Below are 13,810 nucleotides of genomic sequence, written 5' to 3' on the forward strand. Positions count from 1 at the left end.
CCTCCGACTGTGTTCAGGGCGCCGTTGGGGGGTGAATAGGGGACCGTTCACACATGGTCCGCACTAGCTTCTGACCAGGTACTCGTACGAGATGGGCGGAAGCGGGAGGGAACATGTTCACCGAAGAATTTCGAATGGCGGGGGCGGAATCGGGCACGGCGGATTCAGGGTATTCCTGCGAGGCGGCTCTGCGCGTTTTCGCGGGCGGGCTCGGCGACCCGGCCGCGACGGCCGGGTCCGCTCCCGCCCCGGCGCCGCTGGAGGCGCTGCGGGCGGTCGTGCTCCAGTCGGTCGAGGCGGTGATCGCGGCCGCGGCCGGTGTGCCGCCGGTCCTGGCGGACGGCGGGGCCGGTACGCCGTGATCGGGTCGCTGCTGCCGGAGTCCGTCGCCTGGGCCGAGGCCTTCGGCGACGATCCCGGGCTCGTGCCCGCCGAGGAGTTGTACGCGCGGGAGTGGGCGGTCGTCGCGGACGCGGTGCCCGCCCGGCAGCGGGAGTTCGCGGTCGTACGGGCGTGTGCGCGGCGCGCGCTCGCCGAGCTGGGGCTGCCGCCCGTACCACTGCTGCCGGGGTACCGCAATGCCGTGGTCTGGCCGGAGGGTGTGGTCGGCAGCATGACGCACACCACCGGCTACCGGGCGGCGGCGCTGGCGCGGCGTACGGATCTGGCGGGGATCGGGATCGACGCCGAGCCGGATCTGCCCCTGCCGGACGGGGTGCTGGGGAGTGTGGCCCGGCCTGCCGAGCTGCGGCATGTGGCGGCGCTGGCTGCGGCGCGGCCCGCGGTGGCGTGGGACCGGCTGCTGTTCAGCGCCAAGGAGGCGGTGTACAAGACGTGGTTCCCGCTGGCACGGCGGGAGCTGGACTTCCCGGACGCCGAGATCGCCTTCGACCCGGCCGACGGCAGGGCGGGGACGTTCTCGGCGCGGCTGCTGGTGCCCGGTCTGCCGCTGGGCGGGGGGAAGGTCACCCGTTTCGAGGGGCGTTGGGCGGCGGACGGGGGTCTGCTGGTGTCGGCGATCGCCCTGGCCGCGCCGGACGACTGAGCCGCGCCGGACGGTGCTGCGGGCGGCCGAGTCGTAACGGGCGGCCGAGTCGTACAGGCCGGTCCGGCGGTCGGCTGAGTCGTACTGGGCGGTCCGGCGGGCCGTTCGGCGTCCGGTGCCCGGCGGGTCAGTGGGTGTACGGGGCGAGGGCATCGCGTACCAGGGCGGTGATCGCCTCCTGGTGGTCGGCGAGGTAGAAGTGGCCGCCGGGGAAGACATGGAAGTCGATGGGCCGGCTGGTGTGCTGGTCCCAGGCCGCCGCGTCGTCCGGGGAGACCCGGGGGTCGCTGTCCCCGACGAGGACGGTGACCGGGCAGTCGATGCTCGCGCCGGGCGCGCAGCGGTAGGTCTCCACGGCGCGGTAGTCGCCGCGGACGACCGGGATCATCAGCTGGAGGAGCTCCTCGTCCTCGAAGACGCGCGGGTCTGTACCGCTGAGGGTGCGCAGTTCGGCGAGGAGGCCGGCGTCGTCGAGGCGGTGGATCAGGTGCTTGCGGTCCAGGCCGGGGGCGGGGCGGCCGGAGGCGAAGAAGGCGACCGGCGGGGTGCCGAGGCGCTCCAGCCGCTGGACGACCTCGAAGCCGACGGTGGCGCCCATGCTGTGGCCGAAGAGGGCGAGCGGCCCGTCCGTCCAGGGGGCGAGGGCCTCGGTGATGTGGTCGGCGAGGGTGGCGATGTCGGTGACGGGCTCCTCGCGGAAGCGGTCCTGGCGGCCGGGGTACTGCACCGACAGGACCTCGATCTCCGGGGAGAGCGCGGCGGAGAACGGCCGGAACCAGGGGGCGGATCCGCCGGCGTGCGGCAGGGTCACGAGCCGGATGCCGGCGTCCGGCGCCGGGTGGTAGCGCCGGATCCAGGCGTCCGTAGATGTGGCGACCGTTGCAGGTGCTGCGGGTGCTGCGGGAGACACGGGAGACAAGGGGGTTCACCTCACGAAGGCGGTCCGGCCGTGTGGCCGGACCGGTGGTGTGCCGGGGGCCGGGGGCCGGGGCCGGTGCGCGGGGCCGGCCCCCGGTGGGCGTTGCTGCCGGTCACGCGCGGGTCACGCGGCCGGGGTCATGTTGAGCAGGGCGCGCGCGGCGAGCGGGTAGCCGAGGGCGCCCATGCCGACGATCACGCCGTTGGCGAGCGGGGCGAGGACCGACTCGTGCCGGAACTGCTCGCGCGCCCAGACGTTCGAGAGATGGACCTCGATCCAGGGGCGGGGGTAGCTGGCGAGCGCGTCCCGCAGGCCCCAGCCGTTGATCATGAGGGCGCCGGGGTTCACGATGGCGCCGACGGTGTAGTAGTGCTCCTGAATGGACTTGATGAGTTCGCCCTCGGATTCACGCTGCACGGACACCAGGTCCCAGCCGCGTTCGGCGAGTTCTTTCTCGATGGCCTGCTCGATGTCGAACAGCGTGGCCGTTCCGTAGACCTCGGGCTCGCGTCGGCCGAGGATGCCCAGGTTCGGGCCGTTGACCATGAGTATCGCGGGCACGTTCCCACCTCTCTGCATCGGGAGTTTGCCTCTCGATTTCTAGCACCCCTTTTCTTGCGTGAGAAATGCAAGGGGGTACGCGGTGGAATCCCTGGGGGTAAATAGGGGGGCATGTAGGGGATGGGAAGCGTCGTGATCCCTGGGGTAGCGTGATAACCCGGCGTGGGGAATTACCCCGTCCAGCCGGTTGAATTCTATGCCGAATGAACATTCCCCGGCACAGGCCTCCTCGAAAAGAAGGATTGGTTGAGCATGTCTGGTAACCGACAGCCTCTCGAACTCCCCCAGTGGCCCCAGTACGGCGACGAGGAGCGGGCCGGGCTGATCCGCGCGCTGGAGCAGGGGCAGTGGTGGCGGATGGGAGGGAGTGAAGTCGACTCCTTCGAGCGTGAGTTCGCGGCGTTCCACGGCGCCGAGTACGCGCTCGCCGTCACCAACGGCACCCACGCCCTGGAGCTGGCGCTGCAGGTGCTCGGGGTCGGCCCCGGCACCGAGGTGATCGTGCCGGCGTTCACCTTCATCTCGTCGTCGCAGGCCGCGCAGCGGCTGGGCGCCGTCGCCGTGCCGGTCGACGTCGACCCGGAGACGTACTGCCTGGACATCGCCGCGACCGAGGCCGCGATCACCCCCCGTACCAAGGCGATCATGCCGGTGCACATGGCCGGTCACTTCCCGGACATGGACGCGCTGGCGAAGCTCGCCGCGGACAAGGGCATCGAGATCGTCCAGGACGCGTGCCACGGCCAGGGCGGCGAGTGGCAGGGCCGCAGCTACGGCGAGCTGGGTTCGGTCGCCGCGTTCAGCTTCCAGAACGGCAAGCTGATGACGGCCGGTGAGGGCGGTCTGGTGCTGTTCCCCAACCGTGAGCTGTACGAGGAGGCGTTCCTGCGTCACTCCTGCGGGCGGCCGCGGACGGACCGTAAGTACTACCACCAGACGTCCGGTTCGAACTTCCGCATGAACGAGTTCTCGGCGTCGGTGCTGCGGGCCCAGCTCGGCCGCTACCCCTCGCAACTGGCGACCCGCCAGGAGCGTGCGGGGCTGCTCAGCTCGCTGCTGGCCGAGATCCCGGGTGTGGTGCCGCAGAAGCACGACCCGCGGGTGACCTCGCACCCGCACTACATGGCGATGTTCCGGATCCCGGGCATGGCCGAGGAGAAGCGCAACGAGCTGGTGGACAAGCTGATCGAGCGGGGTCTGCCGGCGTTCATCGCCTTCCGCGCGATCTACCGCTCGGACGGCTTCTGGGAGACCGGTGCGCCGGACGAGACGCTGGAGCAGATGGCGGCGCGCTGCCCGAACACCGAGGCCATCAACAACGACGCGATCTGGCTGCACCACCGGACCCTGCTCGCCACGCCGGAGCAGATCCACCAGGTCGCCGAGATCGTCGCGGACACGCTGGCGGAGGCATGAGCGGCGGCTCGCACGGTGTCGTGCGGGTCGCGGTCGTCGGCCTCGGCTGGGCGGCCAAGTCGATCTGGCTGCCGCGGCTGAGGGAGCATCCCGGCTTCGCGGTGAGTGCGCTGGTCGATCCCGACCGGGCGGCGCTGGCGGCAGCCGTGCACGACCGTACCGGCACCCGGCTGCTGACCGACGTCGACGAACTGACCCCGGACGTGGCCGATCTGGCCGTCGTCGCGGTCCCCAACCATCTGCATGCCGCGATCGCGTGCCGGCTTCTGGTCAACGGCATCCCGGTCTTCCTGGAGAAGCCGGTCTGTCTCAACTCCGAGGAGGCGGAGCAGCTCGCCGCAGCGGAGACCGGCGGGGGGTCCCTGCTGCTGGCGGGCAGCGCCGCGCGTTACCGTGCCGATGTTCTCGCGCTGCGGGAACTCGTCGCGAACCTGGGGCACATCCGGCACGTCGACCTGTCCTGGGTCCGGGCCCGGGGCATTCCGGACGCGGGCGGCTGGTTCACCCAGCGGCAGTACGCGGGCGGTGGCGCGCTGGTCGACCTGGGCTGGCATCTGCTGGACACGGTGACCCCGCTGCTGGGTGACGTCAGTGGTGACGTCACCTTCGACCAGGCGCTCGGCACGGTCTCCGACGACTTCGTCCGTAGCAGTGTGGCGCGGGCGTCGTGGCGCGAGGAGCAGAGTCTGCACGCCTACGACGACGACGACGCGGGCGGCGACGTGGAGGACACCGCGCGTGGGTTCCTCGTCACCGATGGCGGGGTGTCGGTGGGGTTGCGGGCGAGCTGGGCGTCGCACGAGCCGCGTGATGTCACGGTCATCCGGGTGGACGGCAGCGAGGGTACGGCGACGCTGCGGTGCACGTTCGGTTTCAGCCCCAACCGGGTCGAGTCGGCCGAGCTGACTGTGACCAAGGACGGCGTGGTCACGCAGGTTCCGTTCCCCGTGGAGCCGATCGGCGCGGAGTACATGCGCCAGCTCGACGAACTGCCGGCGCTGCTCGCGGCGCCGGAGAGCCGTGGCCTGGCGGTGCGCGAGACGCGGCGGACGATCGCCGTGATCGAGCGGATCTACGAGACGGCCCGGGCGGCGCGGGCGGCGGCGGGACGGCGGGCCCCGGCGGCCCCCGACCCGCTCGTCTCCGCCCCGGCCGCGCCCGGCACTTCCGATGAACCGGCGGCCGCCGTACGTATCGCATCTCCGGTACGTACCGACGGCGCCGATGTCCCCACGAACGGGCGGGCGATCCCCGCCCCGACACACCGGTGAGGAAAGCCCCATGACCGAGAGCATGAACTGGCACAACCGCACGACCCGGGCGGTCGTCTTCGACCTGGACGGTGTCCTCGTGGACAGCTTCGAGGTGATGCGTCAGGCCTTCACGGTGGCGTACGCGGAGGTCGTGGGTGACGGCCCGGCGCCCTTCGAGGAGTACAACCGCCACCAGGGCCGATATTTCCCCGACATCATGCGGATCATGGGGCTCCCCCGGGAGATGGAGGAGCCCTTCGTCCGGGAGAGCTATCGCCTGGCACATCAGGTGCCGCTCTTCGGCGGCGTCGTGGAGCTCCTGGGCGCGCTGCGCGAGCGGGGCATACGGATGTCCGTGGCCACCGGCAAGAGCGGGCCGCGGGCGCGGTCGCTGCTCACCTCGCTCGGGGTGCGTGACTTCTTCGACCACGTCATCGGCTCGGACGAGGTCGAACGCCCCAAGCCGGCCCCGGACATCGTGAAGCTCGCGCTGTCGCTGATGGAGGTGGAGCCGGGCGAGGCCCTGATGGTGGGTGACGCGGTCACCGACCTGACCAGCGCCCGGGGCGCCGGGGTGGCTGCGGTGGCGGCGGTCTGGGCGGACGTGGAGGAGGCGGAACTCGCGGCGGCGGGCCCGGACGCGATCCTCCACCACCCCTCCGACCTCCTCGCGCTCCTCCCGGTCCTGGACACCGTCTGACGCTGAAGGCCCCGGCAATTCGGGGTCGCTTCGTCCCGTCGATCGCTCGATCGACGGGACGAAGTGCTTCCAGGCGGCTGCGGGTTTGCCTAGAGGACGGGTGGCCGACCGGCCCGGGCAAGTCGCGCCACAGTGCCCCAGCTCATCGGTGACCGTTCGCCGTGGCCGCCCCGCAGGCCTTGCCTGAAGCCGTCGAAAGAGGCCCGCAGTGCGGCACGGTCGCGGAATCGCCAAAGGGTCAGGAGGGCCCAGGTGGCCAGGTTGAGCGGTACCAGCGCGGGGGGCAGGTTCCGGAGGGCCAGCCAGACCCGGTTACGTGCGTTGAGCCGGTAGAACGTCGCGTGCCGGGCCGGGTCGGTCGCCGGATGGTGCACGACGATCTCCGGCAGGTACCGGCCGGTGCCGCCGTGGTCCCAGAGCCGCCAGGCGAGGTCGATGCCCTCGTGGAAGAGGAAGAAGTGACCGGGCCAGCCTCCGGCGGCGTCGAAGGCCGAGCGGCGGACCATGACGACGCCTTCCGCCATGACGGTCACGACGCCGGGACGGGTGGGGTCGGCAGCCCGCAGCCGGGGCACCCAGCGGCGCAGGGTCACGTGTGTGCCGGGATCGCAGATCCGGGGCTGTGCGTACGCCAGGCCCGGGTCACGCTCCAATTCGGCGGCGAGCCGGGACAGGACGTCGGCAGTCGGCAGGCAGGCATCGTTGTCGAAGAAGAAGAGGTGGTCGCCCATGACGTTCGCGGCACCGACGTTCCCGTACAAGGCACTCGTACTCGATGGCACGCTCGGCGACTGCCGGGACGTCCGCGCTGCGGTTGATCAGGTCTCGCAGCGACATGGGGCCGTTGCACATGAGGCTGTAGGCATGCCCGAACGGCATGAGGAACACCATGCGCAGCAGCGCGTCCGGATCCTTCGGCTCGTACGGGTCGGCGAGCGGGATCTCACGGGCCCGGATGCTGTCGATCTCCTGCTGAAGGTGGGACATATGGAACGTCCTCTCAGTCGATGGGGCGGGTACGGGCCACGTCGGCGGTGGCCTGCCGGATGGCGTCGCAGATCGCGGCCTCGTCCCCGGGGCTCATGCGGGGGTGGAGCACCGGGCACAGCAGCCGGGCGGCGAGTCGTTCGGCGCGTGGGCAGGGCCGGCCGCTGGTGTGTTGACGGATCAGGCCATGTCCCACATAGGTGACCGGGTCGCTGACGATGCTGCCGACGCCGTGTTCGGCGGCGAGGACGTTCATCAGCTCATCGCGGCCGCCGCCGGCCCACTTCTCAGGCACGAGGAGGTTGTGCCGGTAGTACAGGTGTCGCCCGCCCTCCAGCGTGGGTGGAAGGCTCAGCTCGTCGATGCCGACAAGGGTGTTGGTGCGACGGTGGGCCCGGCCGACGCGCGCGGTGTTCATCTCGTCCAGGCGGGCGAGCTGCACCAGGCCGACAGCGGCCTGGATCTTGGACATCAGTTGGTTGGTGCCCCAGTGGTCGCGGCCGCCGTATGTCCGCAGCCGGCGCAGCCGCTCGGCCAAGGCTGGGTCGTTGGTAGTGACCATGCCGCCCTGCCCGAAGGTGGTCATGAGCTTCTTCGACTCGAAGCTGAAGACGGTGGCCCAGCCCTCGGCGCCGACCCTCGCCCCGCCGGGGGGGCGGCCGCCGCAGGCCCGCGCGGCGTCCACGATGACGACCGGCGGCCCGTGGACCGGGTGCGGGTTGAGCGTGGCGAGGTCGAGGAAGGGCCGCAGGTCGGCCACCGCCCCGTTCCAGTGGGTGATCAGGATGGCCCGCGTACGCGGGCCGATGACCCGCTCGGTGTCGGTCACGTCCAGGTTGAGCGTCACCGGCTCGGGCTCGGCAAGGACCAGGCGACCGCCCTGTCCGATCACGGCGAGGTGCGGGCCTACGAAGTTGAGCGCGCAGGAGATCACCTCGTCCCCCGGCGCAAGCTGCAAGTACTGGAGAACCATTTCCATCGCGGTGCCACCGGAGTTGAACGCCACGGCGTGGCCGGCCCCCGTGTACTGGGCGAAGGCGCCCTCGAAGGTGTCGGTGTACGGCGTGGCCTTCCAGCCCCTGCGCCAGTCGTCGGAGTCGGCCATCACCTCCCGTACGGCATCGTGCTCGGCGTCGGTGTACCAGCCGCCCTGGGCCGGCTCCACGGGCCAGCGCAGATGCGTGACCGCACTCGGCACTGTGCTCGGATTCGTGGGCATCAGCGTCCTCCGTGCGCGGCCGGGGCAGCTTCGCAGTGCCGGTGCTCGAAAGCTGTGATCGCCTGAACCTGCACGGCGGCGGAGGAGTCGGCGTCGAATCGGTAGGCCAGCCACTCCGCAGTCAGACGCCGGGCCAGCCCGAGTCCGATGACACCCTGGCCGAATGCGAGTACCTGGGCGTTGTTGGAGAGCACCGCGGCGCGCACGGACAGCGAGTCGTGCGCGGTCACGGCACGGATGCCCTGGACCTTGTTGGCGGCGATGGCGACGCCGAGTCCGGTGTGGCACACCAGAAGGGCACGGTCCGCCTGTCCGTCGGCGACGATGCGGGCGGCGGCGAGCGCGATCTGGGGATAGGAGGCACGGGTGTGGTCGTCGACGCCGACGTCCATGACGTGCGCGACCAGTTCGCTGGCCCGTAGGTCGCCCGCCAACGCGTCCTTGTAGTCGCGCCCCGCATCGTCGGAGCCCAGGACGATGCGCAGCCGGTTCGGTTCCGCGCTCATGCGCGTTCTCCTTGGTTCGGCAGGTGGTTGGGGGTCGGGTGGCGGCCGTGATCTCCGGCGTGAGGGAGCCGGCCTCCCTGGCGGATGGCAGACGCGTAGCGGGACAGGTGCGCGACGGACTGGGCCAGCAGCCGGAGGTTCGCGGCCGGGTCGTGCGCCTGGTCCTGGGCGACCGCTCGGGCGTGGCGGACGGTGTCCGTCGCGATGTCGCGGGCGCGCGTGTCGGAGAGGGCGGCCGCGTACATGTCGGCCGGGTCGGCCAGCACGCTGATGTAGTCGCGGAGCCGGGCGCGTACGGCGTCGGCGGCCTCGCCGGTGGGGCGGCCGTGCGCCAGGTCGAGCGCGAGGCGGACGTCAGCAGCAAGGACGGCGGGGGTGACGATCTCGCGGGGCGGGGAAGTTACGGGGGCCGCCACGTTTTCGGTGGGGCTGCTGTCGGTGGGGTGCACTGATATCACCGTTTTCCGTTCGATGGCGCCGACTCTTCGGTGTGGTGCCGAGTCAACGGCCATATACGGACGGTGAGGAGGTGCCAGGCTGTGGGCCAGTCGTAGGCCCGTGTAGGCCACGTCAGGGAGGCACCTGGTCCCCCTGGTGGAGGAGAAGGGGGCGGGGTGTCCGACATCCCTGACATCGGTGCGCTGATCCGGCAGGCGTGCAAGGCAAAAGGGTGGGGCCCGACCAAGCTCGCCCGGGAGTTAGGCATCGCCGAGGGACGGGGCCCGAACGGGCTCGACCGGCAGTCGGCCAGGCGGTGGATGGCCGGTAAACGCACGCCGCGGTACTGGCTGCCGTTCATCCTCCAAGTCCTCGAACTCGATGCACACTCGGTTCAGGCCGCTGAATCCGCCGGTCCCGCAGGCCCGGACGCGGATACCGTGGCGTCAGTCATCGAGTTGGGAAGGAGCGACGTGCTTCGGCGGAACTTCCTCGCCGCGACGAGCGCTTACGCCATCGGCGCTCTGAACTTGCCGGATCCGGAGAGCATCACCCGCCGGACGAACCGGGCGGGTGCCGTCCGGGTCGGCGGCGGCGAAGTCGCGGCGATCCGGCAGATGACGAAGGTCCTTGGCGACGCCGCGGCCGAGCTCGGCGGCGGGCACGCGCGCCATCTGGCCGTGCGCTACCTCGTCGACGACGTGGGCCCATGGCTGGAGGGCACGTACACGGAGAAGACCGGCCAGGAGCTGTTCGCCGCGTCGTCCCAGCTCGTGCACCTGGCCGGGTGGATGGCCCAGGACGAGGGCAATGAAGGCATGGCCCAGCGGTACTACGCGCACGCCTACCGCCTGGCGGCCGAGGCCGGCGACCCCGAGCTGTCGGCGACGGCCCTTCGTGGCCTCGCGGTCCAGGCGATCGCCCTGGGACCCAAATTCCATGCGGTGGCGCTGCGGCTGTCGGAACGGTGCGTCGAAGAGGCCAAGACCTTGGACGACGCGCGGGCTGTGTCGTACTACCAGACGACGTTGGCGGACGCCGCCGCCCTCGACGGGGACCACCGTCTCGCGTCCCGGGCGCTCAAGGCATCGCGGACGGCGATCGAGAAGAAGCCGGACGCCCCGCCGGGCGAGTCGTGGGCGTCGCACTTCAGCATCGGCAGGTGGGCCCACCACTCCGGGATGATCCTCGCCCGGCTCGGTGACCTGGACGCGGCGACCGAGCATCTGCGCCAGTCCCTGGACATCCACGGCCTCGACAGGCGCCGCAGCCGAGCCATCGTCCTCGCCGATCTCGGGCAGGTCCACCTTCGGCAAGGTGACCTCGACGCGGCCCTGTCCACATGGACGTCCTTCCTTGACTGCGCGGACGGAATCCGGTCGGTGAAGATCGACGAGGCAGCCCACGACATGTACGTCCGGCTGGACCGGTACCGGCAGCTGCCGGAGGTCGAGGAGCTGCGGCTGCGGGCGGAACCCCTCCTCCCCGTTGAGGACTGACGGCACCTTCGGAAGCGTCCAGACCGGCCAGGGGGCGCGGCCGGGGCCCGTGCTGTGGCTGAAAATGCTTCCCGTGGCGCATGGTTGGTAGGTTGGCGCCCCCTGCCCTTCTTCGCTCAACGGGGGACCATGAGTCAGCACCAGCCCCATCCGCCGCAGTACAACCCGTACCACCAGGGACCCGGGCAGCCGCCCATGCCGCCCGGGCAGCCGCCCGTACCGTCCTGGCAGCCGCCGATGCCGTCCGGTGGAACGTTTCCGCCGCCTCAGGGGCCTGCCGGGCAGCAGCCGAGGGCCGGGCATCCCGTCGGGGCCTTCTTCCTCGGGCTCCTCGTCTCGGTCGTCGTCTCCGTGCTCTACACCGGGCTCGTCGTGCTCACGTACAAGGAGCAGTCGGTCGAGACGGCCCAGATCCTCTACGTGGGCCACAGCCTCCTCAACGGAGCGGCTGTCGGCCTGGTGGTCGGCCTGGTCGCGCGTGGCAGGTCCGGCGCCTGGGCCGCCGGAGCGTTGATCGCTCCGCTCGGGGCCTTCTTCGGCTACACCAACGCCGTCCCGCTCATCATCGCCGAGCAGGACGGTGCCCCGGCCATCGGGGACATGATGGAGATCGACCCCCTCATTCCGGCCAAGTCCTGGTGGGGCAGTCAGGGCGACACCGAGTGGATCGCCCTGCTCGGCCTCGTCGTCGCGGCGGGAGTGGCCTGGATCCTCGCCCATCTCGTCGGCAAGCGGTCCACTTCGGCGTCCGCTCCCCTCTCGCCGTACGCTCCGGTCGCGCCGTCGGGGCCCGTTCCGCCGTCGGGTCCCGTCCCGCCGCCGGGTCCCGTGCCGCCGTCCGGCAGTGGGGGCGGGGGCGTGGGCGTCAAGACGATCCTCAAGGGTGTCGGCGTCGTGGTCGTCCTCGTCATGTGCGCCGTCGGCTACTTCCTGAGCCAGGACGACGCCGACCACGCGAAGGTCGGGGACTGCCTCAAGAACAACGGGACCACCGCGGCTCCTGACCTCCAGGTCGTGGAGTGCGGTGGCGCCGAGGCCTCGTACAAGGTCGTCGAGGTGATACCCGACACGCTGGAGACCTCCCGGTGCGAGGGCCGGTCGGACATCGGCTACCAGGAGCAGACCCGCGGCGGCCGGCGCAGCTCGGGCAAGCAGTTCGTGCTCTGCCTGGACGAGATCAAGAAGTAGTCGGGCAGCGGAACGACGCGGCGAGGCCCCGGACCTGAGCGGTCCGGGGCCTCGTGCGCATGGGGCGGCCGGGTCAGAAGCGGCGTCGGGGCATCGCCTCCAGGGTCTGGCGGACCAGGGCCTCGGGGACGTCCTGGATCAGTTCCGCGCCGTGGGGGCCGTCGAGGACGAAGGCGAGGCCGTGGGCGGCCTTCTTGTCGAGGCGCATCAGGGCGATGAGTTCGTCCGGGGTCGGGCCCAGGGGGAGTTCGGTGGGCAGGCCGTAGCCGGCGACGATCTCGTGGTGCGTGGCGACGCGTCCGGCGTCGATCCGGCCGAGCGCTCCGGCGAGGCGGCCCGCGAAGACCGTGCCGATGGCGACCGCCTCGCCGTGCTTCAGGGCGAAGTCGGTGGCGATCTCCAGGGCGTGGCCCAGGGTGTGGCCGTAGTTGAGCAGATGGCGCGGGCCCGCGTCGCGTTCGTCGGACATGACGACGGACGCCTTGAGCGCGACGCTGGTCGCGATCTGCTCGTGGAGCGGGAGGTGGCGGATGTCGCCGGCGCCGATGAAGGCCGCGCGGGCCAGCTCGCCGTAGCCGTTGGTGAGTTCACGCTCGGGCAGGGTGGCGAGGAAGTCGGTGTCGCACAGGACCGCCTTCGGCTGCCAATACGCGCCGACCAGGTTCTTGCCCTCGGGCAGGTTGACCGCCGTCTTCCCGCCGATGCTCGCGTCGACCTGGGCCAGCAGCGAGGTCGGCAGGTGGATGACGGGGACGCCGCGGTGGAAGAGCGACGCGGCCAGGCCGACCGTGTCGGTGGTGGTGCCGCCGCCGCAGCTGATGACGGCGTCGTGGCGGGTGAGCCCGAAGCCGGCGAAGGCCCGGCAGAGCTCCTCGACGGTGACGAGGTTCTTGTCGACCTCGCCGTCCCTGGCGCGGACGCGCAGGGACGGCACACCGGGGTCGGGCACCCAGTCGTCGGGGCGGGCGGAGACGATCACGACGCGGTCGGCGCCGGTCTCCGCCACGATGCCGGGGAGCAGATGCCGTACGCCCGGGCCGATGTGCACGGTGTACGAGCGGTCTCCGAGGTTCACGGGGACGCTGCGCCGCTCGGTCGCGGCCGACGACGTGGTCGTCAGGGTCATGGAGGTCCTCCCATGCGAGTGTCGGTGCCGGTCACGCCCTTTGGAGGACCGGCGTGGTGAGGAACGCGGACTCGGGTGCGGTCCGCAGGACGAGGGCAGCGAGCGCCTCGGCCTCGCGGGGTATGCCGAGTCTTTGGTGGGTCAGGTGGGCATGCTCGAAGAGGAGGTAGGTGCCGGGCAGTTCGCAGCTGACCTCCTGGTCGCTGACGGCGGTGTCGAGGGTGCGCAGGTAGCCGCGCCAGGTGTCGGCGGTGCGGCGGCCGCCTACGAGGGAGACGGGCAGGGCGGTAGCGAGTTCGAGGAGGGCCGCGCCGTCGGCGGTGGCGCGGCGGCCGAGCGCGAGACGCTGGTCGGGGTCGATGCCGGCGGCCCAGTGCTGCCAGCACAGGAAGAGGAACGCGGCGCGGTCGGCGCTGGGGACGAGCGCGGCGACGTGCCGCAGGTGCAGCACGGCGAGGGTGAGCCGGTCGGCGGCGGGCAGTCCGCCGGCCTCGGCGACGGCCAGCGCGAAGGCGCTGGAGCGCATGGACAGTTCGTCGGTGAAGGCGGCGGCGCGCTCCTCGTAGCGGTGGAACATCCGGCTGCCGGTGCGGTCCGCCTCGGCAAGCAGCGCGGTCAGGACCTCTTGGGTGGTCGCCACGTCGGCGTCGAGCCAGAGTTCGGTGCCGGGGGTGCCGGAAGCCTCCCGCAGCGGGTGGAAGAACCAGTGGCCGGCCCGGCCGTTCAGCACCGGGGCGAGCGCCCCCGCCACGGCGGCGGGCAGCCGCGGCGTCAGGGCGGCGCCCTGATCGGCCCAGGCCTGGCCGGACAGACGGCAGTACAACCAGTTGCGCGTCACTGCGGATCACCTCGGTATGGAGTCGGATGGTTCAATTCGGGGCAGCCTTGGAATTTATTCCGGTGACATCTTGCGTTTCACCGATGAGCCGGTAATCTCCCAGCCGGGACAGGGC

14 protein-coding genes and 1 pseudogene are annotated in these 13,810 nt (G+C 71.3%); 7 read left to right on the forward strand and 8 right to left on the reverse strand.

Annotated features, from left to right (window positions below; genetic code table 11):
• Nucleotides 1-113: 113 nt before the first annotated feature.
• Together ACZ7LT_RS04595 and ACZ7LT_RS04600 are read left to right on the forward strand one after the other, a co-directional pair.
• Nucleotides 114-362, forward strand: a complete 249-nt coding sequence (locus ACZ7LT_RS04595) for a hypothetical protein (protein ID WP_471234180.1) — start codon at nt 114-116, stop codon at nt 360-362.
• Nucleotides 359-1,045 (forward strand): 4'-phosphopantetheinyl transferase family protein, encoded by a 687-nt coding sequence (locus ACZ7LT_RS04600; RefSeq protein ID WP_471234182.1) that lies wholly within the window; start codon nt 359-361, stop codon nt 1,043-1,045. The genes ACZ7LT_RS04595 and ACZ7LT_RS04600 overlap by 4 nt, the downstream gene beginning before the upstream one ends.
• A 127-nt stretch (nt 1,046-1,172) precedes the next feature.
• Here the strand turns inward: ACZ7LT_RS04600 and ACZ7LT_RS04605 are convergent, their stop codons facing one another.
• The gene (locus ACZ7LT_RS04605; protein WP_471234790.1) at nt 1,173-1,865 is read right to left on the reverse strand and encodes a thioesterase II family protein; all 693 of its coding nucleotides are present in this window, start codon (nt 1,863-1,865) and stop codon (nt 1,173-1,175) included.
• A gap of 222 nt (nt 1,866-2,087) precedes the next feature.
• The gene (locus tag ACZ7LT_RS04610; protein ID WP_471234185.1) at nt 2,088-2,525 is read right to left on the reverse strand and encodes a type II 3-dehydroquinate dehydratase; all 438 of its coding nucleotides are present in this window, start codon (nt 2,523-2,525) and stop codon (nt 2,088-2,090) included.
• 252 nt (nt 2,526-2,777) lie between these two features.
• Between ACZ7LT_RS04610 and ACZ7LT_RS04615 the strand changes: the two genes are divergently transcribed.
• The 3 genes from ACZ7LT_RS04615 to ACZ7LT_RS04625 are packed head-to-tail and all read left to right on the forward strand — an operon-like array spanning nt 2,778 to nt 5,894.
• Nucleotides 2,778-3,941 carry a DegT/DnrJ/EryC1/StrS family aminotransferase gene (locus ACZ7LT_RS04615; protein ID WP_471234188.1) on the forward strand — a complete coding sequence of 388 codons (1,164 nt, stop codon included), beginning with the start codon at nt 2,778-2,780 and terminating at the stop codon, nt 3,939-3,941.
• A complete protein-coding gene (locus ACZ7LT_RS04620; RefSeq protein WP_471234191.1) occupies nt 3,938-5,212 on the forward strand; it encodes a Gfo/Idh/MocA family protein in 1,275 nt (424 codons plus the stop codon). Before ACZ7LT_RS04615 ends, ACZ7LT_RS04620 begins: the two co-directional genes overlap by 4 nt.
• 10 nt (nt 5,213-5,222) lie before the next feature.
• Nucleotides 5,223-5,894 carry an HAD-IA family hydrolase gene (locus tag ACZ7LT_RS04625; RefSeq protein ID WP_471234195.1) on the forward strand — a complete coding sequence of 224 codons (672 nt, stop codon included), beginning with the start codon at nt 5,223-5,225 and terminating at the stop codon, nt 5,892-5,894.
• An 89-nt stretch (nt 5,895-5,983) separates the two neighbouring features.
• On the opposite strand, the pseudogene ACZ7LT_RS04630 reads toward ACZ7LT_RS04625, so the two are convergent.
• From ACZ7LT_RS04630 to ACZ7LT_RS04645, 4 genes and pseudogenes are all read right to left on the reverse strand, one after another.
• Nucleotides 5,984-6,646: pseudogene (locus tag ACZ7LT_RS04630) on the reverse strand (glycosyltransferase family 2 protein); the annotation flags it as partial.
• Between the two features lie 248 nt (nt 6,647-6,894).
• The gene (locus ACZ7LT_RS04635) at nt 6,895-8,100 is read right to left on the reverse strand and encodes a DegT/DnrJ/EryC1/StrS family aminotransferase (RefSeq protein WP_471234198.1); all 1,206 of its coding nucleotides are present in this window, start codon (nt 8,098-8,100) and stop codon (nt 6,895-6,897) included.
• The gene (locus ACZ7LT_RS04640; RefSeq protein ID WP_471234202.1) at nt 8,100-8,606 is read right to left on the reverse strand and encodes a ribose-5-phosphate isomerase; all 507 of its coding nucleotides are present in this window, start codon (nt 8,604-8,606) and stop codon (nt 8,100-8,102) included. The genes ACZ7LT_RS04635 and ACZ7LT_RS04640 overlap by 1 nt, the downstream gene beginning before the upstream one ends.
• Nucleotides 8,603-9,055 carry a DUF6415 family natural product biosynthesis protein gene (locus ACZ7LT_RS04645; RefSeq protein ID WP_471234206.1) on the reverse strand — a complete coding sequence of 151 codons (453 nt, stop codon included), beginning with the start codon at nt 9,053-9,055 and terminating at the stop codon, nt 8,603-8,605. The genes ACZ7LT_RS04640 and ACZ7LT_RS04645 overlap by 4 nt, the downstream gene beginning before the upstream one ends.
• A 462-nt stretch (nt 9,056-9,517) precedes the next feature.
• On the opposite strand from ACZ7LT_RS04645, the gene ACZ7LT_RS04650 reads away from it, so the two are divergent.
• Complete coding sequence (locus ACZ7LT_RS04650) at nt 9,518-10,543, forward strand: tetratricopeptide repeat protein (protein ID WP_471234208.1); 1,026 nt, start codon at nt 9,518-9,520, stop codon at nt 10,541-10,543.
• A 129-nt stretch (nt 10,544-10,672) separates the two neighbouring features.
• On the forward strand, nt 10,673-11,731 hold the full coding sequence (locus tag ACZ7LT_RS04655) for an LppU/SCO3897 family protein (RefSeq protein ID WP_471234211.1): 1,059 nt from the start codon (nt 10,673-10,675) through the stop codon (nt 11,729-11,731).
• 73 nt (nt 11,732-11,804) lie between these two features.
• Here ACZ7LT_RS04655 and ACZ7LT_RS04660 read toward each other — a convergent pair whose 3' ends face one another.
• Together ACZ7LT_RS04660 and ACZ7LT_RS04665 are read right to left on the reverse strand one after the other, a co-directional pair.
• Nucleotides 11,805-12,857: a 3-dehydroquinate synthase family protein gene (locus ACZ7LT_RS04660; protein WP_471234214.1), complete on the reverse strand. Its 1,053-nt coding sequence runs from the start codon at nt 12,855-12,857 to the stop codon at nt 11,805-11,807.
• A gap of 31 nt (nt 12,858-12,888) precedes the next feature.
• Entirely contained in the window at nt 12,889-13,695 is an 807-nt protein-coding gene (locus ACZ7LT_RS04665; RefSeq protein ID WP_471234217.1) for a hypothetical protein, read from the reverse strand.
• Nucleotides 13,696-13,810 lie beyond the last annotated feature (115 nt).

The organism is Streptomyces sp. NPDC039465, from assembly GCF_055639315.1.